This is a genomic window from Flavobacterium zhairuonense, assembly GCF_004352915.1.
In the GTDB taxonomy this organism is placed as follows: domain Bacteria; phylum Bacteroidota; class Bacteroidia; order Flavobacteriales; family Flavobacteriaceae; genus Flavobacterium; species Flavobacterium zhairuonense.
In genome coordinates, this window is sequence record NZ_SJSY01000074.1 from 138,337 (window position 1) to 158,800 (window position 20,464).

Here is a 20,464-nt window from a genome sequence, read left to right on the forward strand (position 1 = left end):
TTATAAGAGACTTAAGTTTAAATTTATTCGTATTTAGCTTTTCGTTTTCTTTCTTTTGCTTGATAATCAATGTCTTTTTTGTTGTCAGAATTCTTATCAGCCTTTTCTTTGTTTTTAACTGCAGTCAGTTTTTCTTTGTACCAGCCATCATAACGCCAAGAAATCCCAACTCCTCCGTATAATATTGAAGGCGTATTTTTGAAGTTTGTACTTATAGACGCATCAACCTGCATATTTGATGAAAGAAGATAAGCGGCACCGCCACGAACGATGGCATCGCTGTAAAAATCACTTTTGTATCCTTGGTTTTCTATAAATCCAGACCATTTGTCATTAAATCCATGGGTCAAAGTTAAAACATATCCATAACTTGGATAGTCTGTTCCAATATAATCTGCAATAATATTCGTTACAAAAACCCATCTTCCGCCTCCAAATAAGTTTTGGGTTACTAATGCTACTTTAGGAGAAATTGCTCCATCTGCAGAAAAATAATAAGGATTATTTGCACCAACAAAATTTGCTCCTGCAAATATAGAAACTGCTGGAATTAATTCACGCCAATTGAAAGAATGATTGGCTTTGTAGCTGTAAATATTAGCTTCCTTTTTGTAATTTTTATAAGGATCGTAAATTAAATACTTAGCTCCTAAAACGGTTTGCCTGAAATTGTTTTTCTTATAACTAGTGTATGGAGTATCAAAATTTTCCATTTGATATTGTACGTCTAAAACAAACTCTAATTGCTCTAAAAAAGCTCCGTATCTAAGCGTGAAGTCGGTTCCGAAACCGCTTGCGTCATAATCTAACAAATCGTGCTTTTCTTTGATTCCGTAAATACCGAGTTCGCCTTGAATTACTGATTTTCCAACAGCGTAAGCCGACATGGTTTCGCCTGGACGATTCGAATTTATAACATCAGTGTATTGTCCGAAAAAGAATTGGGGCGCAAAAAAAAGAGAAGCAATGAGTAAGTTTTTAATTTTCAACATAAATGTATTTTTTGATTAAAAAGCTATAACGCATTTCAAATGTACTATATTTTATTATTTATTTAAGATTGATATTTTAATTTTAAACGGCGGATTTATTAATTTTGGCAAAAATTATTTAGTTATGCAAGAAGCATCTTTTACAAATTTGTTTAAAACGATAATGTGGATCATTGCGTTTTATTATATTTTTAAGTTTTTGGCCAAAATCTTTTTACCAGTATTAGTAAAAAAAGCGGTTGAGAAAGCTGGTGAAAATTTTCAGAGACAACAACAATATAGCCAAGACAATTCATGGCAAAGAACTCAAAATAATAATAATGATGAAATAATCATCAATACTGCGAATGCAAAAAATCCTCGTGAGACCAAAAAAGTAGGGGATTATGTTGATTACGAAGAAATAGATTAAGTTTGTATCCTGACAAAGTAGGATTCATCATTTAACCAAACCAGCCAAAATTGAAAATAGTAAATAAGTTCTATCCGCACGCCCTTGTAGTACTGGGCTTTATTCTCGTTTCATTAATTTATTTTTATCCAGTTCTGCAAGGAAAACAAATTTTCCAGTCAGATATTGCTCAATATACCGGAATGGCAAAAGAGCAAAATGATTTCAGAGCTGCAGAACACGCTGAGCCTTATTGGACAAATTCTGCTTTTGGCGGAATGCCAACTTATCAGTTAGGAGCAAATTATCCGTATGATTTTGTTGGTAAAATTGATGATGCTTTGCGTTTTCTTCCACGTCCAGCAGATTATCTGTTTTTATATTTCTTAGGTTTTTATGGCTTGTTATTGGTTTTAAAAACAGATCCATTAAAAGCTTTTATTGGCGCGATTGCGTTTGGATTTTCTACTTATTTGATTATAATTCTTGGTGTTGGTCATAATGCAAAAGCGCATGCAATTGCGTATATGCCGTTGGTTATAGCAGGTTTCATACTCGTTTTTCAGAAAAAATATGTCTGGGGAGGTTTGCTTACTATGTTTGCTGTAGCACTTGAAGTGAATGCCAACCACTTTCAGATGACTTATTATTTATTGATTTTCTTGCTGATTCTTTCAGGTTATTATGCTTTTAATTTTATAAAAGATAAAGAGTATAAACCGCTTTTAATTGCTATTGGGACATTGGTGGTAGCCGGAGTTTTTGCCATTGGTGCCAATGCTGGAAATCTTTTGGCAACAAGCGAATATGCTAAATACAGTATTCGTGAAAAAAGTGAGCTGACTTTTAATCCTGACGGATCTAAAAACGAGACGACGGCCGCAATGACAACAGACTATATTACAGAATATAGTTATGGAATTGCAGAAAGCTTGAATTTAATTGCGCCAAGAATTTTTGGAGGGTCAAGCCATGAAAATGTAGGTACAGACAGTCGTATGTACTCATTTATGATAGAGCAGGGCGTTCCTTCAGATCAGGCACAAGACTTTGTTTCTGGAATGCCGACTTATTGGGGTGATCAGCCTATTGTTTCGGCACCAGCTTATATTGGCGTTGTAGTTTTCTTTTTGGCAGTTTTAGCTTTATTTATTGATGAAAGAAAAATAAAATATGTTTTCCTTTCTGGAGCATTGTTTACCTTGGTGCTTTCATGGGGGAAAAATTTTTCATTGTTGACAGACTTTTTCATTGAATATGTTCCAATGTATGATAAGTTTAGAGCGGTATCATCTATTCAGGTAATTCTTGAATTATGTTTTCCTGTTCTGGCAGTTATGGGATTACAATCGTTTTTTAAAGCGAAAGATGAGCCAAAATTGCAACAGAAAGCTTTAATTCAGACAGGAGTATTTGGAATAGGTGTATTGCTGATTTTGTTATTTGCTAAAGGTTTCTTCCATTTTACAGGAATGAGCGATAAAAGTTATGTAGAAGCTTATGGACAAGCTTTTATTGATGCTTTAGTTGAGGATAGAAAGAGTCTTTATTCGGCAGATTTATTGCGTTCTGGATTCTTTATTGTGGTGACTTTTGGAATTTTATGGTTATTTATTAAAAATAAGTTTTCACAGACAACTACTTTAAGCATTGTTGGAATTTTAATGATTTTTGATTTGTTTTTTGTAGATAAAAAATATGTATCGGCCAAAGATTTTGTTAGTCCGGTTCAAATTGCAGCTCCTTTTCAAGAAACACCAGCTGATGCAAAAATTTTAGAAGATAAGTCGATTTATCGTGTATTTGATCTTCAGGGACAATTGCAGGGAAGATCTTCTTATTTTCATAAAACTATTGGAGGTTATAGCGCAGTAAGACCAAGAAGAATGCAGCAGTTATACGATTATCAAATTGCTAAAAATAATCTAGAAATACTTAATATGCTAAATGTTAAGTATGTTATTCAGACTGACAGTACAGGTGCGCCGATCCCTACAATTAATCCTGAAGCAAATGGAAATGCTTGGTTTGTAAGCACCGTAAAATTGGTAAACAAACCAGATGATGTAATGAAAGCTTTAGATCACATCGATACAAAACAAGTTGCTGTTTTCAATGTTCATGAGCACGAAGCGAAGTTTAAAAACGCTCGTATGAAAAAACAATGGGATACAACTGGAACTATTAAAGTTGTGGAATACAAACCAAATTACATTAAATATCAATCTGACAACAAGAATGACGGTTTAGCGGTTTTCTCTGAAATGTATTATAAAAATGGATGGAACGCTTATGTTGATGGAAAATTAACAGATCATTTTCCTGTTGATTATGTTTTAAGAGCAATGGAAATTCCTGGTGGAAAACATACAATAGAGTTCAAATTTGAGCCTCAGGTGATTAAAACTGGAGGAACAATTACGCTAGCAAGTTCGATTGGAATGTTTTTGCTTTTGATTGGAGGTATTTATTTTGAAAGAAAATCTGAAACGAAGAATAAAAACTCATAATTTATTTAGGATTCTTCATTATACCATTTTTGTATCTTTGTATTGTATTTTAAGAAACTAAGCAATGAAAAATAATGTGTTAAGTTTTGGTACTCCGCAAGAATTAGAAGCTAAAAGAATAAGAGAAATTAAATCACTTTCTTATCTTGAAAGATTAGAACGATTAATGGCTATTATTGAAGTTTCTTATACTTTAAAAACGGCTAAAATAATTCGATCTAAAAAACGATGAATGAACAAATAATCGCTATTTGGAATAGTTTTTTTGAGAACAAAGTTAAATACATAACTATTGGTGGATTTGCTGTAAACATATATGGCTATAATAGAAATACAGGAGATATCGATATTTATTTAGAAGATACTATCGAAAATCGAATTAACCTACGAAAAGCTTTAAAGTCAATCAATCTGGGAGATTTTGAAACTATTGAAACAATGCAGTTTATTCCAGGATGGAGTGATTTTACATTGAATTATGGTTTGCGATTAGATATTATGACAGTTGTTAAAGGATTAGAAGATAAATCTTTTACTTCATTATTAGAAGAAGCTACAATTGTAATGATAGACGAAACTCCGGTTTATTTTATAGATTATGATAATTTGATAATTGCAAAAAAAGCCGCGAATAGACCTAAAGATATTTTAGATATTGAGGAGCTTGAGAAATTGAATAATGAAAATGAAGAAAATATTTAGTTGATATAACTAAATTTTATATAACAAAGTAAATTGGAACAAAAAAAGCTCTTAATAATTACCTATTATTTCCCGCCAGCAGGAGGCCCAGGCGTACAGCGTTGGTTGAAATTCACTAAATATCTGCCAGAATTCGATGTACAACCAATTGTATACATTCCCGAGAATCCAACTTATCCAATCGTTGATGAAGGTTTAGTAAGCGAAATATCAGATAAGGTAATTGTTTTGAAGAATAAAATTTGGGAACCTTATCAATTGGCTTCTATATTTTCAAAAAATAAGACTAAGAAAATCAGTTCTGGGATATTTCCGCATAAAAAGAAACAGACTTTTTTAGACAAAACATTTCTTTGGATCCGTGGCAATCTTTTTATTCCCGATGCTCGTGTTTTTTGGGTAAAGCCTTCTGTTTCTTATCTTGAAAAATATATCAAGGAAAACAATATTGATACGATTGTTACTTCAGGACCGCCACATAGTCTTCATTTAATTGGTTTAGAATTAAAAGAAAAACTAAATGTAAAATGGTTTGCCGATTTTCGCGATCCTTGGACGACAATTGGCTATCATAAAGCGCTTCGTCTATCTTCTTATGCCGAGAAAAAGCATAAAAATTTAGAGCATAAAGTTCTTAATTCGGCAGATGAAATTATTGTAACAAGCAAAACCACAAAAACAGAATTTCAAGCGATTACCAGCAAGCCAATTTCTGTAATTACGAATGGTTATGATATCGAAAATGTTGAGAAACAGACTTTGGATTCTAAATTTACGTTGGCGCATATTGGCTCATTTTTATCCGATAGAAATCCTAAATTTTTATGGGAAGCATTAGTAGAGCTGTTAAGCGAAGTTCCAGATTTTAAAGCCCATTTGGAAATCAAATTAATTGGCGCTGTAAGTCAAGAAGTTTTGGATTCAATTTCAGAATTTAAGCTAAATGACTTTCTGAATCTTTTAGGGTATGTTTCACATAAAGAAGCAATTGCGCATCAAAGAAAGTCTCAGGTTTTGCTTTTAATCGAAATTAATTCAGAAGATACTAAAAGTATTATTCCGGGAAAATTGTTCGAATATATGGTGTCAAACCGCCCGATTGTTGCAATTGGACCTCAAGGCTCTGACTTTGCCGACATTATTGCCGAGACAAATACAGGAGTATTTTTTGATTATTCTGAAAAAGCGAAATTAAAAAGTGTAATTTTGGACTTTTATAATCAATTTTTAGAAGGGAAATTACAGGCAAATGGCGTTGGTTTACAGCAATATTCGCGAAAAAATTTGACGAAACAATTAGCGCAATTAATTCAGTAAAATAACAATTTCAAAATAAAAAGAGAGCAGAAATCAAAAATCTAAACTCTACAATCTAAACTCTGCAATCAAGAAATGGGTATTGTTTTAAACCAATCTTTTAAAAATACAATCATAACCTACATAGGTTTCGCTATTGGAGCCATTAATACACTTTATTTGTATCCAGTTTTTTTGGGTGCAACATATTATGCATTAACAAATTACATTACATCAGCGGCAAATGTGATAATGCCTTTATTTGCCATTGGAATGCAGAATACATTGGTCAAGTTTTATTCGCAATATGATACAGAAGAAAAACGAGAACAATTTTTATCTTTTACAGCCTTATTTCCTATTTTGATGTGTATTCCATTAGGACTAATTGGCATATTTTTCTTTGATGATATTACGGCTTTTGTAACCAAGAAAAATCCAGTTGTAAAGGAATTTATGTACTTGATTCCGTTTATTGGAATTTGCATGGCTTATTTTGAGATTTTTTATGCCTGGGCGAGAGTTCACATGCATTCTGTTTTTGGAAATTTCATTAAAGAAGTTGGTTTAAGGTTGCTTTCGACTGTTGCCTTGATTGGTTTGTATTTTAATTGGATTTCATTGGTTGGTTTCATCTATATAACAGCCGGAATCTACTTTTTTGCATTTTTGATCACAATGTTTTATGCATTTTATATCAAAAGACCAAATTTTCAAATTACCATTCCTGACAATGTTAAAGCGGTAATGGAATATACATTTTATATTATTCTCTCAGGAAGTGTTGCCAATTTGCTTTTGGACGGTGACAAACTGATGCTGAATCAATACATGAAAATCGAAAATATCGCTTATTATTCGGTTGCAACTTACATTGCTTTGGTAATTTCAGTTCCGAGTCGCGCCATGCATCAAATTGTTTATCCGATTACGGCAAAACTGATGCATGAAAACAAACACGACGAATTGAATTCGCTCTACAAAAAAACGTCTATTAATTTGCAAATCGTAGGCGGATTTGTGATGCTTTGCATATTTGTAAACATCAATCAGCTTTATGAGTTAGTTCCTAAGGAATACAGTGGCGGAATCGTTGTTGTATTTATGATTGGATTATCGAAATATTTTGACTTGATTTTAGGAAACAACAACGCTATTATCTTTAATACCAAATATTACAGAATGGTATTGTATTTAGGCTTGATGCTTGTTGTTTTGACGGTAATCTTAAATATGATTTTTATTCCAATTTTAGGAATTTTGGGATCTGCTATTGCTACTTTATTGTCGATTACCTTATATAGTTTGGCAAAACTGCTTTTTGTTGTTAAAAAATTAGATTTGTATCCTTTTACAAAACAAACAATCTACTCGGCATTGTTGACGTTTGTATTGTTTTTATTGTTTTATTTCTGGGAATTTCCATTTTTTCAATTAATCAGCATTGCTTTAAAATCTATTTTGGTTACAATATTATATGTATATCTCAATTATAAATTTAATATTTCACCTGATATCAATAAAGTAATCGATAGTCTTTTGAGAAAAGTTGGAATTAAAATCTAATATGATTTTTGTGAGAAAATTAGAACTAACTTAGATTTGAGTCTATTTTGTTTTATATTTGTTAGAATGGATAACCAATTTATTTCTAATGAATTATGAAAAGTAAATTCAATTATTTTTTAGTTTTCTGTTTTATTTTATCTTCTCCGTTTATTTTTGCTCAAAAAGACAGTCATAGTCAGAGGCTAAAGGGATATCCTGTAAGTCCTTTTAAAGATACCCTTTTTTATGTTTACAATAATGTAGGATCATTTTCTGCTGAAAATAGAGCGCGTGCCATTACTGAAAAAATTAAGAAACTTTATGAGGATTCCTTCTTTGATTCTGATTCTTTAGCGATTGTCCAGTCTGATATTTCTCAGGATATTACCTATAAAAATGATCTAATCATCATGTCTGTTTTAGATAATGATGCGAAAGCCGAAAATCAAACGGCAGACGTTATTGCAAAAAGGAATTTAGGTCTGATCAAAAAGGAGATTGCCTACCAAAATGAAAATTATTCGCAGCTCCCAAAAAGACTCGGATATACTGCGTTGTTGATTTTTATAATAGTACTTGTATTATATGTCGTCAGCAAAATTTTCAATTGGGTTAGGACCCGAATCTTAAATAGAAAAGACAAGTATTTTAAAGGATTTTTCTATAATAAAATTAGCATTTTGTCAGCGGAGAAAGAACAATTTCTATTGATGAAAGTCTTCAGTTTTATTAAGATATTAACTTTGATTTTTATAGTTTATCTTTCTCTTCCGGTTTTGTTCAGTATTTTTCCGGCAACTGAAGCTTATACCAAAACTTTACTGCGTTGGATATTAACTCCGGCAAAACTTGCAGTTATGGGTTTTGTTGATTTTTTGCCAAGTTTGATTACAATTGTCGTTATAATCGTAATTTTCAGATATACAATCAAAATAATCAAATTCTTTTTTGATGAAATTAAAAAGGAGAAAATAAAAATTGATGGTTTTTATAGCGATTGGGCAATGCCGACATTCAATATTATCCGATTCCTAATGTTTGCCTTTATGCTGGTTATCATTTTTCCTTATTTACCTGGATCAGATTCGGATATTTTTAAAGGAGTTTCAGTATTTGTTGGTATTTTGTTTTCATTAGGTTCATCAAATGCGATTGCAAATATGGTTGCTGGATTGGTTATAACATATATGCGACCATTCAGAATTGGTGATTTCATAAAAATTGGAGATGTGAGCGGAGAAGTAATCGAAAAAACGGCTCTGGTTACCCGAATCAGAACGCCAAAATTTGAAGACATTACAATTCCGAATGCGACAGTGCTGTCCAGTACTTCTACCAATTTTTCTGCTAATACGAGGCATTCTACAAACGGATTGCTTATTCATACTACAGTAACAATTGGATATGATGTTCCTTGGAAAGACATTCACAAAGCTTTGATTGATGCGGCACTCAAAACAGAAATGACAGAGCAGACTCCAGCACCATTTGTTCTTCAAACTAGTTTGGATGATTTTTATGTTTCCTACCAAATTAATGTTTATACAAAAGAACCAACAAAACAGCCTAGGATTTATTCCTCTTTGCATCAAAATATTCAAGATTCATTCAACGCGGCAGGTATCGAAATCATGTCACCTCATTATAATTCGCTTCGCGATGGAAATGCTACAACTATTCCGGCAAATTATTTGAATCCAGATTACGAAGCACCTGCATTTGAAGTTAAGAATAAAGGTTAAGTTATTGATATTTAGTTGTTAAGTTTGAAATTTTAACACTGTATTTCTTTGCAGTTAATTTTATTAAAACTAACTTTAGCTGAGAATTCAGCAATACTTTGTTGAGAATGATAAAAAAATACGTTCATTAAGCAATAAAGTCAGCTGATTTTGTGTTTTATTGAGTTTGAAATACTTTTCAGAACCTGAAATGTATTAAGTAGTTGTAGTAGTATAAATTAATATTTTAAAATTAATTAATGATTATGAAAGGCAATCCACTTAGTCAAGAACAAAGTTTACAAGTATTTTCCAACATGATCTCAAACAAAGTTCATAATGGATTTACTCTAGAAGAGAGAAATGATGAATTGCTTTTTGCAGTGCTTTCAAAAGGCGGAAAAGCAGTAAATCATGGTTTGAATTTTATTATTTTTTGCTTGACTTTAGGATTGTGGTCGTTTGCATGGCTTTATCTTACTTTGGAAGCTTCAAAGCAGAAAAAAATATTAGTCGCCATCGATGAAGATGGTGTTCCTTTTGAAGAAAGATGTTTAGTCGCTTAGTGCTATAGGTTTTATGCCATAAGTTATAAGCAGAAGTAACTTAAAAAAAAAAACAGCCATTTTTAATGGCTGTTTTTTTTATATCCCTAAAAGCAAAGCCTAATGCTTATTGCCTAAAGCCTAAAGCTTTTTTTTTAAAGTTTGTCTTTCAAATAAACTCCTGTAATAGATTTTTTGACTTTTACAATATCTTCTGGAGTTCCGGTTGCCAATAAATGGCCACCATTTTCACCGCCTTCAGGACCAAGATCAATGATCCAATCGGCACATTTTATTAAATCGAGATTATGTTCGATAACAATTATAGAATGTCCTTTTTCAATTAAAGCATCAAATGAAGCTAATAATTTTTTGATATCATGAAAATGTAAACCTGTTGTTGGTTCATCAAAAACAAATAAAGCTTTGTCTTTTGTTGCGCCTTTTACCAAGAATGAAGCCAATTTAATACGTTGTGCTTCACCGCCAGAAAGAGTAGAAGAGGATTGTCCTAATTGAACGTATCCTAAACCTACATCCTGTAAAGGCTGTAATTTTTGCGTAATTTTAGATTGTTTATTTTTTTCGAAAAAAGCAATCGCATCATCAATAGTCATAGTCAGAATATCGTTGATGTTTTGATTATCAAAAGTAACTTCTAAAATCTCTTTTTTGAATCGTTTTCCGCCACAAGTTTCACATGGTAAAGAAACATCGGCCATAAAGACCATTTCAACGTTTATAGAGCCTTCTCCTTTGCAAGTTTCGCAACGGCCTCCATCAACATTAAAAGAAAAATGTTTCGCCTGATAACCTCTTATTTTCGATAATTTTTCTTTTGCATACAAATCTCGAATATCATCATAAGCTTTAATGTATGTTACTGGATTTGATCGAGAGCTTCTCCCTATCGGGTTTTGATCTACGTATTCAATATGTTTAATTTGAGAAAAAGAACCTTTTATTTCGCTGAATTGTCCCGCTTTTTCAGAAGCGCTTTCCAGTTTTTTCTGCATGGCAGGAAACAAGATTTTTTTGATCAAAGTACTTTTTCCGCTTCCAGAAACTCCTGTAACAACAGTTAATACATCCAGTGGAAAAGTAACATCAATATTCTTCAGATTGTTTTCTCTTGCGCCAATAATATCGATATGATTTTTAAATTTTCGTCTTCTTTTTGGAACCGAAATTTCTAGATCGCCATTCAAATATTTTGAAGTAAGCGAATCTGATTTAAGGATTTCAGGATAAGTGCCTTGAGCCACTAATTTTCCTCCAAAAGTTCCTGCTTCGGGACCAATATCAATAATCATATCGGCTGCTTTCATAATATCTTCGTCGTGTTCTACCACAATTACGGTATTTCCTAAATCACGAAGCGAAAGCAAAACTTTGATTAATCGTTCAGAATCTTTTGGATGCAGACCGATACTGGGTTCGTCTAAAATATACATCGAACCAACCAAACTGCTTCCTAACGAAGTTGCCAGATTTATACGCTGTGATTCTCCTCCAGAAAGAGTTGACGAATTTCGGTTTAATGTCAGATAATCCAAACCAACTTCTGTCAGAAACGATAAACGATTGTTGATTTCAACCATTAAACGCTTTGCTATTTGTGCTTCATAAACATTCAAATCGATGTTTTTGAAAAAAGTAACCAAATGTCTGATTGGTAAATCAACTAATTCAGAAACTGTTTTGCCATTGATTTTTACATATGAAGCTTCTTCGCGGAGACGTCTTCCGCGACAAGCGTGACATTTTGTTTTTCCGCGATAGCGCGACAGCATTACGCGATTTTGTATTTTATAATTCTTTTCTTCAAGTTCTTTGAAGAAATCATTTAATCCTTGAAAATACTGATTTCCTTTCCAAATCAAATCTTTTTGATCATCTGTCAGTTGGAAATAAGGTTTGTGAATAGGAAAATCAAATTTATAGGCATGTTTTACCAATTCATCTTTATACCAGCTCATGCTTTCGCCTCGCCAAGGATAAATTGCACTTTCAAAAATAGATAGAGAAGTGTTTGGAACTACTAAATCGGCATCAATGCCAATAATGTTTCCGTAACCTTCACAAACCGGACAAGCGCCGTATGGATTATTAAAACTGAATAAATGAACATTTGGCTCTAAAAAAGTGATGCCGTCAAGTTCAAAATTATTGGAATATGAAAAACGCTTTTCCGAACCCAATTCCTGAAGAAAACAAATTCCTTTTCCTTCAAAAAAAGCAGTTTGTACCGCATCTGCAAGTCGATTGTAGAATTCTTCTTCCTCTTTGACAACAATACGGTCAATGATCAACAAGATATCTTTATTGTCAAGCGAATGCATTTCAGAAGCTGTAAAATCATCTAAACGAACCATTTCGTTGTCAACTAGAATACGTGCAAAACCTTGTTGTAGAAGCACTTTTAGTTTATCTTCAAGCTGTCTTCCTTCTTCTAAATGAATAGGAGCCAATAAAAGCCATTTACTGTCGATTTCTAATGATTTTACATCTGCAATAACATCGCTAACGGTATTTTTTTTGACTTCCTGCCCAGAAATTGGAGAAAAAGTACGACCAATTCTGGCATATAAAAGTTTGATGTAATCGTAAATCTCAGTTGATGTTCCAACTGTTGAACGCGCATTTGTAGTATTTACTTTTTGCTCAATTGCAATTGCTGGTGCAATTCCTTTTATATATTCAACTTTTGGTTTATCCAGACGCCCCAAAAACTGACGCGCATATGATGATAAACTTTCTACGTAACGACGTTGTCCTTCGGCATATAAAGTATCAAAAGCCAAACTGGATTTTCCTGATCCTGAAAGTCCTGTAATCACAACAAGTTTATTTCTCGGAATCGCAACATCTACATTTTTTAGATTGTGTACCTGTGCACCTTTGATGATGATATTTTGCTTTGGGTCGAGTGTAGAAAGATCAATTTGCATAAAAAAAGTCAATTTTTACAAAAGTAATCAATTTTGAATTGAGTTTAGTTAACGAGATTGTTCCAAATTTTAACTAATTCGTCTAGCAAATTTTGATTTTTGACGATAAGGTTTTTTATTAAAAACTTGTTATATCAATATAAAATAAGCTATTTTAGAACTGTTTTTATAATAAATTAATACTTTACTGGAATTGAAAACAAAACTTTCTGCCCTTTTTCTTTTAATGAGTTTGTTCTTGTTTGCACAAGAGTTTCCGCCAATTGTAAAATATTCAGCTTCAGTTTATGGGGCTGGAAATCAAAGTTGGATGATTTCGCAAGATGATGAGAACTATTTATACTTTGCAAATAATGATGGACTTCTAGAATTTAATGGTACAAACTGGCAATTGTATCCTGCGCCAAATGAAACGATTCTGCGTTCTGTAAAGGTCATTGGGAATAAGATTTACACAGGAACATACATGAATTTTGGCTTTTGGACGCGAAAATTGGATGGGAAGCTAAAATATACTTCGTTAAGTGACAAGATAAAAGGAAAGATTCTCGACGATGAGCAATTTTGGAACATATTAAAATATGATCAATGGATTTTGTTTCAGTCATTAAACCGAATTTACATTTATGATACAAAAACAGGGCAATTTAAAATAATCGCTCCCAAAAATGGTGTCGTAAAATCATTTGCACCAAAAAATGCGATTTATTTTCAAACCTTGAAGGAAGGCCTTTTTGAAATTGAAAGTGGAAAAGCAAAGTTAGTTTCGGATAACCCGATTCTTAAAAAATTTATAATTGCGAATATTTTCAATGTTGATGACGGTTTGCTGATTCAGACACAGCTCGATGGAATGTATAAACTTGTCGGAAATACATTAACTCGTTTTGTGACTGATGTTGATTCGGAGTTAAAATCGAGTTTTGTTTATAGCAGTCAGCGTCTTCAAGATGGAAGTTTTGCTTTGGGAACGGTTTCAAACGGGATTTTTGTTTTATCAGACAAAGGGAAATTAAAATACCATCTTTCGCAAAGCAAAGGATTGAGCAATAATACGGCATTATCGCTTTTTGAAGATAAAGATCAAAATTTGTGGGCAGGACTTGATAACGGAATAAATTGCATCAATATGCAGTCGCCTGTACATAGTTTTACTGACGATTCTGGCGTTTTGGGAACCGTTTACGCATCGGCGGTTTATAAAGGCATTTTATACATTGGAACAAATCAAGGACTTTTTTGCAGACCGCTTCAAAGTAATAGTGATTTTAAGTTTATAAACGGAACAAAAGGGCAGGTTTGGTCGCTTTTTGTATATGAGGATACTCTATTTTGCGGACATGATTCAGGAACTTTTGTAGTAACAAATGATACGGCCAGAAGTATTTTTTCGGCTTCGGGAACTTGGAAATTTGAACCTTCTCCAAATAATAAAAATGTATTGCTTCAAGGAAATTATTACGGAATTTCGGTTTTAGAAAAAATCAATAATCAATGGGTATTTCGAAATAAAATTCAAGGATTCGATTACTCGTCTCGCTATTTTGAAATTGCAAATCGTTCAGAAATTTATGTAAGCCATGAATATAAAGGGATTTTCAGATTGAAACTTGACAATTCATTGCAAAAAACGGATGGTTTTTACACGTATAAATCGCCTAAAAATGGTACGCGCGCAAGTTTGACCAAATTCAATAACGCGATTTATTATGCTTACAAAGGCGGAATTTTCAAGTTGAATTCTAAAACGAAACAATTTGAAAAAGACGCTCTTTTGAGTTCGATTTTTGAAAAAGACGAATATACTTCGGGCAAATTGATTACAGATAAATCAAATAAAATTTGGCTTTTCTCTAAAAATTATATCCATTATTTCTCGGCAAGCAAACTAAGCAATCAGTTAAAACAAAACGTAATCCCGATTCCGGCGTCTTTGACTAATTCGATGCTCGGTTATGAAAATATTACTCAAATTTCTAAATCGACTTATTTAATTGGTACAACAGACGGTTATTATACCTTGAATATTGACGATTTGGTTTTTAAAAATTACAAAGTTAATATCACAGAGATTGCCATAAATAAGCAAAATGAAGTTCTGAAAGATGTTGCAATTGGAGAAGAAGGAAGTTTTCACTCAAACGACAACAATATCACTTTAAATTATACGGTTCCAGAGTACAATAAATACATCAATACGGAATATCAATACTTAATAGAAGGTTTTCAGAATGAATGGAGCGAGTGGAGTACAAAAGCGACGGTAAATTTCAAAAACCTTTCTCCAGGAAAATACACTTTTAAGGTTAGAGCAAAATATGCCAATACCATTCTTGAAAATACGGCCGTTTACACTTTCGTAATTTCAAAACCTTGGTACTTGACCAATTTGGCTGTTTTTATTTATTTTTTGTTGATGCTTGCAATGGCTTATTTTATCAATAAAGCGTATCGAAATTATTACCAAAAACAAAAAGAAAAACTAATCGAAGAAAATAATCTTTTGTTAGAAATTAAAGAATTGGAAAATGAACAGCAATTGATGAAACTTAGAAATGAACAGCTTTCACAAGATGTCGACACAAAAAGCAGAGAATTAGCAGTTTCAACGATGAGTTTAAATAGTAAAAATGAATTGCTTGCTTTTATTAAAGAAGATTTGCAGAAAACGGGTGAAGGGAAAAATATCAAATCGGTGATTAGTACGATTAATAAAAATATCACTGAAGAAGATTCTTGGAATGTATTTAAAGAAGCTTTCGATAATGCAGATAAGGATTTCTTAAAACGCATGAAACAACTTCATCCTCTTCTGACTCCAAATGACCTTCGTTTGTGCGCTTATCTTCGTTTAAATCTTTCTTCAAAAGAGATTGCACCATTGTTCAATATTTCAGTTCGAAGTGTAGAGATTAAAAGATACCGTTTGCGTAAAAAAATGGATTTACAGCACGAAAACGGTTTAGTTGAATATATTTTGGCTGTATAGTAAAATAAAAATCGGATCAAAAAAACTATACATCACCACAACATTATGGTTTTGTTGGGTTTTTGTAAAGCAAATGTTAAAGAAATTAACATTCGTAATTATTAGTTTTTTCGAGTTGTATTTTGCGATATCCTAAAATTACTAACAGTTTTTTTATGATGTATGTTTTTTGTTGAGGTTAAATTTATCGGATTCCTAATCGGAACGAATAAATTTATCTTTCAATAAAAACTAACTAATTATGAAATCGAAATTGTTACTAATTGTGCTATCGCTTTGCACATCATTTGCCTTTGCGCAATCATATGATGTAAGCGGAACGGTAGTAGATGGGTCAGGATTATCATTACCTGGCGTAAATGTAAAAGTTAAAAGTTCGTCGCAAAGTACAACCACAGACTTTGACGGATCTTTTAAGTTAACCGGAGTTCCAAAAGGAGCTTCAATTGTCTTTAGTTATATAGGTTACAGAACGCAAGAAATTGCAGTTTCTGGAACTAAAATGAATGTAAAGATGGCCGATGACGCAAAATCACTCGAAGAAGTTGTTGTTATTGGTTACGGTACTCAGAAAAAAAGAGAAATTACCGGAGCTGTATCTGTTGTTGACAGCAAAACATTAGACATCTTGAAACCAGCTAGAATTGAACAGGCTTTACAAGGAACAGTTTCGGGTGTGAATGTTACTACGCAGTCTGGTGCGCCAGGTGCGGGATTGGATATTCGTATTCGTGGTATTGCTACAAACGGACAAAACTCGCCAACTGCAATTATTGATGGTTATGTTGGAGATTTTAGTTTGCTAAATCCAAATGACATTGAAACGATTACCGTTTTAAAAGATGCGCAAGCAGCTATCTACGGAACAATTGGAGCAAACGGAATTATTTTGGTGACTACCAAAATGGGTAAAAAGAATTCTAAAACAAAAGTTTCTTTCAACAGCTACGCAGGATTTCAAGAAACATCTAGAAAACTTCCGACTTTAAATGCAACAGAATATGCACTTTTATTAAATGAAAGTTATGCAAATGGCGGAAAAGCACTTCCTTATCCAAATGTAAGTGGACTAGGAACTGGTACAAACTGGCAAGATGAAGTTTTCCAGATGGCACCTATTATTAATAATGATTTGACTATTTCTGGAGGTTCAGATAACATTACATATTCTGTAAGTGGATCACATTTGGATCAAGAAGGTATTGTTGGAGGCGACAAATCAGGTTATTTAAGAAATACGGCAAGACTTGGTTTAAGCGCTGATCTTAGCAGTAAGATTAAAATGAGAACCAATGTGATTTATACCTATTTCACTAGAAAAACATTAAATGAAAATGGTCTTGGATCTGTATTATTTAATGCGTTGAACGTTCCAGCAACATTAAGTCCTTATAATGCAGATGGCAGTTTTACGCTAGTGCCAAATACTACTGGATTAGGAAATGAAATTATCAATCCGCTGGCGCAAATCGAAAATTCTTATAATAAATATAATTATAAAAAACTGAACGGGAACTTTGCTTTGGATTATAAAATTTTCAAAGGATTTACCTTGTCAAGTGCAATTGGTTTTAATACTTCAAACAGTGAAGGAAAAGATTTCGCAAAACAAATTAGTTATGGCGGAAAAGTCTTTGATGTTCAAAGAAGTTCAGTAACGCAAAGAGCTGTAAATGATAATAATTATTCATTTGACCTTTTTGGAACTTATACAACAAAAATTGCCGATGCACATAACATTACGGGAACTTTAGGTACAACAATCTTTAAAGAATGGGGTAACGGACTTACAGCAACGGGTTATGATGTTCCAAATAATTCTTGGCAGTTTGCCGATATTTCTTTGACAAAAGGAATTTCAGAAACATTGACAAACAGTTCTTATAATTATGATCAAAGAAGATTGTCTTATTATGCAAGACTTCAATATGACTATAAAGAGAAATATTTGCTTTCTGGAATGGCGCGTCGTGATGCCTCGACTAAATTTGGGCCAGGAAACAAGATTGGGCATTTCTATTCTGTTACAGGTGGATGGATCATTTCGAAAGAAGAATTTTTTGGAGAATCTAAGTTTATCAATTTCTTAAAGCTGAGAGGTAGTTACGGAACGTTAGGAAACGACCAAATTCCGAATTATGGTTATTTAGGACTTTTGAACGGCGAAGCAACGTATGTTTTTGATGGTACAATCGTAAACGGAAGTGCAACAGGACAGGTTCCGAATCCAAATTTAAAATGGGAGGAAGCACAAAAATTCGATGTTGGTTTGGATATGAAAATTCTAAACGACAAAGTGTACATCGTAGCAGATTATTTTAATGATGTTAGAAAAGATTTATTAGTGCCAAATATTCCAGTTTCAGGAATTAACGGAACTGGAGCTCCAGGCGCAAGCGCTCCAACTTTAAACGCGGGATCTGTTAAAAATTCAGGTTTTGAATTCGCAATTGACTACAAAGATAAATTCTCAGATTCTTTCAATTTTAGTGTAGGATATAATGTTACTCTCCTAAAAAATGTTGTACAAGAAGTAAATAATGGTACAGGATTTATTGAAGGAGGCGCTTTTGGTGTTGGTCAGCCTGCACCTTCGCGCATGGAGGTAGGAAAACCAATGGGCTATTTCTACGGCTATAAAACCGATGGAGTTTTCCAGAATCAAGCAGAAATTGATGCTCATCCATCACAGCTTGCTTTAGGAGCAAATGCAGTTCCTGGCGATCTTCGTTTTGTTGATGTAAATGGCGATGGCAAAATCGATACAAATGACAAAACCAATATTGGTGATCCAATTGCAGACGCTACAATGGGTTTCAATATACAAATGAATTACAAAAATGTAGATTTTGCAATGTACACTTTTGCATCTGTAGGAAATGATATGGTTCGTAATTACGAAAGAACACTTTCAGACGCTAATCGTTTGAATTATGTTTTAGACAGATGGACAGGTGAAGGATCAACAAATTCGACTCCTAGAGTTACAACAGGAGCAACTGCAAATAATGTTTTCTCTGATTATTTTGTTGAAGACGCTTCGTATTTCAGAATCCAAAATATTCAATTAGGATATTCTCTTAATCCAAATGTGGCTCAAAAAGCTGGACTTACAAAATTAAGACTTTACGTTGGAGTAAATAATTTATACACATTTACAAAGTATAGAGGTTTTGATCCGGGAGCTTCATTTGGTCCAGGAAATCGTGATAATGTTTCTCAGTCTCCTATTGGTGCTGGAATCGATTATGGTTTCTATCCAATTCCGAGAACCTATTTAATGGGACTTAACCTTAATTTTTAATTTCAATTAAAATGAAAAAATATTTATATACAACCGTTATAACGCTTACTCTATTTTCGACTTTAAGCATTTCTTGTTCGGATGAGTTTGTAGATCCTACACCAGAATATTCGATTGATTCTGAAAACTATTTTAATTCAAAAGAAGATTATGATCAGGCATTAGTTGCTGCATATGATCTCTTGCAAGCTTCATATGCAAATGTCATATTAGGAGAAATTGCTTCAGACAATACACTTTGTGGAGGAGAAAGCCCGACGGACGTTATTGGCTGGCAACAAATCGACGATATGATTCATACGCCGGTAAATAGCAATTTAAGAGATATCTGGAACTGGATGTTTGCAGGTGTTCAAAGAGCAAATTATATTCTTGAATTTAAAGATAAGACTGATTTTCCAGGAAAAACACAAGTTATAGCCGAAGCACGTTTTTTAAGAGCATACTACCAGTTTGAGTTAGTAAAATGGTTTGGTGGAATACCAATGAAAGGTGATGCGAGGTTTAAAATTGGAGATGAAAAAACAGTACCGCGTTCTAGTAAAGAAGAAGTTTACGCTTCTATTGAAGCTGATTTAACTTTTGCAGGTGCTAATTTATCTCCAATTGCTTCTCAAAAAGGGCGTATTACTAAAGGTGCTGCTTTGGCACTTCTTGGAAAAGCCTATTTATATGAAGGGAAATTTGCTCAGGCCGCAACTGCATTAGATCAAGTTATTACTTCAGGGAAATATTCTTTGGTAACAGACTATAATTCAATTTTTGAAATGGATGGAGAAAACGGAGCAGAATCTGTTTTTGAAGTACAATATACAGATGTTGAAGGAGCAGGATTTGGATGTCTTCAATGTAGCGAAGGGAACGTAGCAGTAGGATTTAGCGGTGTTAGAAATTTTTCTGGGCCACTTTTCTCTTCAGGATTCAGTTTTAATGTACCAACAAAAGAAGGTGCAGATGCTTTTGAAGCTGGTGACAAACGTAAAGATGTTGCGATTTTAGACATTGCCGCTTTTGCTGCCGCAAATGCTAATTATGACGGAGGAAAAGGTGTGAGCTACGGAAAAGGAAATGAGGATACAGGATATTTCAACAGAAAATATCTTCCGAGAAAAAGAAGTTCTGCCGCAGCGGGAGATTTGAACTTGACAAATCCAAACAACTACAGAGCGATTCGTTACGCAGACGTTTTATTGATGGCTGCCGAAGCTTATAGTCGTGCAGGAAACAATGATGCGAAGGCAAGAGAGTATCTAAATCAGGTTAGAAGAAGAGCTTTTGGAGACAATAATCATGATATCACAGCTTCAGGACAGGCTTTGACCGATTTTATTTATGCTGAAAGAAGAGTGGAACTTTTTGGTGAAGGACATCGTTTCTTTGATTTGGTAAGAACTGGAAAAGCTGTTGGGAAAATTCCTGGTTTTACAGCTAATAAAAACGAATTATTCCCGCTTCCAATTGAAGAAATTCAATTCTCAAACGGAAACTGGCAACAAAATCCTGGATACTAAAAAA

The 20,464-nt window shown here is 33.3% G+C and carries 13 protein-coding genes; 11 read left to right on the top strand and 2 right to left on the bottom strand.

All coding sequences use genetic code 11. The features are described from left to right. Nucleotides 1-23: 23 nt before the first annotated feature. On the bottom strand, nucleotides 24-992 hold the full coding sequence (locus EYY60_RS14920) for a transporter (RefSeq protein ID WP_132990119.1): 969 nt from the start codon (nucleotides 990-992) through the stop codon (nucleotides 24-26). 124 nt (nucleotides 993-1,116) lie between these two features. Here EYY60_RS14920 and EYY60_RS14925 point away from each other — a divergent pair, with 124 nt between their 5' ends. From EYY60_RS14925 to EYY60_RS14955, 8 genes are all read left to right on the top strand, one after another. Further along, on the top strand, nucleotides 1,117-1,404 hold the full coding sequence (locus EYY60_RS14925) for a DUF4834 family protein (protein ID WP_132990120.1): 288 nt from the start codon (nucleotides 1,117-1,119) through the stop codon (nucleotides 1,402-1,404). 50 nt (nucleotides 1,405-1,454) lie between these two features. After that, on the top strand, nucleotides 1,455-3,893 hold the full coding sequence (locus tag EYY60_RS14930; RefSeq protein ID WP_132990121.1) for a YfhO family protein: 2,439 nt from the start codon (nucleotides 1,455-1,457) through the stop codon (nucleotides 3,891-3,893). Nucleotides 3,894-3,957: 64 nt separating this feature from the next. After that, nucleotides 3,958-4,125: a hypothetical protein gene (locus EYY60_RS22310; protein WP_162847894.1), complete on the top strand. Its 168-nt coding sequence runs from the start codon at nucleotides 3,958-3,960 to the stop codon at nucleotides 4,123-4,125. After that, complete coding sequence (locus EYY60_RS14935) at nucleotides 4,122-4,595, top strand: DUF6036 family nucleotidyltransferase (protein WP_132990122.1); 474 nt, start codon at nucleotides 4,122-4,124, stop codon at nucleotides 4,593-4,595. Before EYY60_RS22310 ends, EYY60_RS14935 begins: the two co-directional genes overlap by 4 nt. 33 nt (nucleotides 4,596-4,628) lie before the next feature. Beyond that, nucleotides 4,629-5,912 carry a glycosyltransferase family 4 protein gene (locus tag EYY60_RS14940; protein ID WP_132990123.1) on the top strand — a complete coding sequence of 428 codons (1,284 nt, stop codon included), beginning with the start codon at nucleotides 4,629-4,631 and terminating at the stop codon, nucleotides 5,910-5,912. 75 nt (nucleotides 5,913-5,987) lie between these two features. Continuing rightward, on the top strand, nucleotides 5,988-7,457 hold the full coding sequence (locus EYY60_RS14945) for a lipopolysaccharide biosynthesis protein (RefSeq protein WP_132990124.1): 1,470 nt from the start codon (nucleotides 5,988-5,990) through the stop codon (nucleotides 7,455-7,457). Nucleotides 7,458-7,552: 95 nt separating this feature from the next. Next, entirely contained in the window at nucleotides 7,553-9,181 is a 1,629-nt protein-coding gene (locus tag EYY60_RS14950) for a mechanosensitive ion channel family protein (RefSeq protein WP_132990125.1), read from the top strand. A 245-nt stretch (nucleotides 9,182-9,426) separates the two neighbouring features. Further along, the gene (locus tag EYY60_RS14955; RefSeq protein WP_026729185.1) at nucleotides 9,427-9,726 is read left to right on the top strand and encodes a hypothetical protein; all 300 of its coding nucleotides are present in this window, start codon (nucleotides 9,427-9,429) and stop codon (nucleotides 9,724-9,726) included. Between the two features lie 134 nt (nucleotides 9,727-9,860). Here the strand turns inward: EYY60_RS14955 and uvrA are convergent, their stop codons facing one another. Further along, entirely contained in the window at nucleotides 9,861-12,656 is a 2,796-nt protein-coding gene (uvrA, locus tag EYY60_RS14960) for an excinuclease ABC subunit UvrA (RefSeq protein WP_132990126.1), read from the bottom strand. A 193-nt stretch (nucleotides 12,657-12,849) separates the two neighbouring features. Here uvrA and EYY60_RS14965 point away from each other — a divergent pair, with 193 nt between their 5' ends. From EYY60_RS14965 to EYY60_RS14975, 3 genes are all read left to right on the top strand, one after another. Continuing rightward, on the top strand, nucleotides 12,850-15,645 hold the full coding sequence (locus tag EYY60_RS14965) for a triple tyrosine motif-containing protein (RefSeq protein ID WP_317128866.1): 2,796 nt from the start codon (nucleotides 12,850-12,852) through the stop codon (nucleotides 15,643-15,645). Between the two features lie 241 nt (nucleotides 15,646-15,886). Then, entirely contained in the window at nucleotides 15,887-18,949 is a 3,063-nt protein-coding gene (locus tag EYY60_RS14970; protein ID WP_132990127.1) for a SusC/RagA family TonB-linked outer membrane protein, read from the top strand. An 11-nt stretch (nucleotides 18,950-18,960) separates the two neighbouring features. After that, nucleotides 18,961-20,460 (top strand): RagB/SusD family nutrient uptake outer membrane protein, encoded by a 1,500-nt coding sequence (locus EYY60_RS14975; protein ID WP_132990128.1) that lies wholly within the window; start codon nucleotides 18,961-18,963, stop codon nucleotides 20,458-20,460. Nucleotides 20,461-20,464 lie beyond the last annotated feature (4 nt).

Bases quoted from the DNA above. Each gene is read 5' to 3' on its own strand.
- EYY60_RS14920 (WP_132990119.1), bottom strand. From the start codon at position 992: ATGTTGAAAATTAAAAACTTACTCATTGCTTCTCTTTTTTTTGCGCCC.
- EYY60_RS14925 (WP_132990120.1), top strand. From the start codon at position 1,117: ATGCAAGAAGCATCTTTTACAAATTTGTTTAAAACGATAATGTGGATC.
- EYY60_RS22310 (WP_162847894.1), top strand. From the start codon at position 3,958: ATGAAAAATAATGTGTTAAGTTTTGGTACTCCGCAAGAATTAGAAGCT.
- EYY60_RS14935 (WP_132990122.1), top strand. From the start codon at position 4,122: ATGAATGAACAAATAATCGCTATTTGGAATAGTTTTTTTGAGAACAAA.
- EYY60_RS14945 (WP_132990124.1), top strand. From the start codon at position 5,988: ATGGGTATTGTTTTAAACCAATCTTTTAAAAATACAATCATAACCTAC.
- EYY60_RS14950 (WP_132990125.1), top strand. From the start codon at position 7,553: ATGAAAAGTAAATTCAATTATTTTTTAGTTTTCTGTTTTATTTTATCT.
- EYY60_RS14955 (WP_026729185.1), top strand. From the start codon at position 9,427: ATGAAAGGCAATCCACTTAGTCAAGAACAAAGTTTACAAGTATTTTCC.
- uvrA (WP_132990126.1), bottom strand. From the start codon at position 12,656: ATGCAAATTGATCTTTCTACACTCGACCCAAAGCAAAATATCATCATC.
- EYY60_RS14970 (WP_132990127.1), top strand. From the start codon at position 15,887: ATGAAATCGAAATTGTTACTAATTGTGCTATCGCTTTGCACATCATTT.
- EYY60_RS14975 (WP_132990128.1), top strand. From the start codon at position 18,961: ATGAAAAAATATTTATATACAACCGTTATAACGCTTACTCTATTTTCG.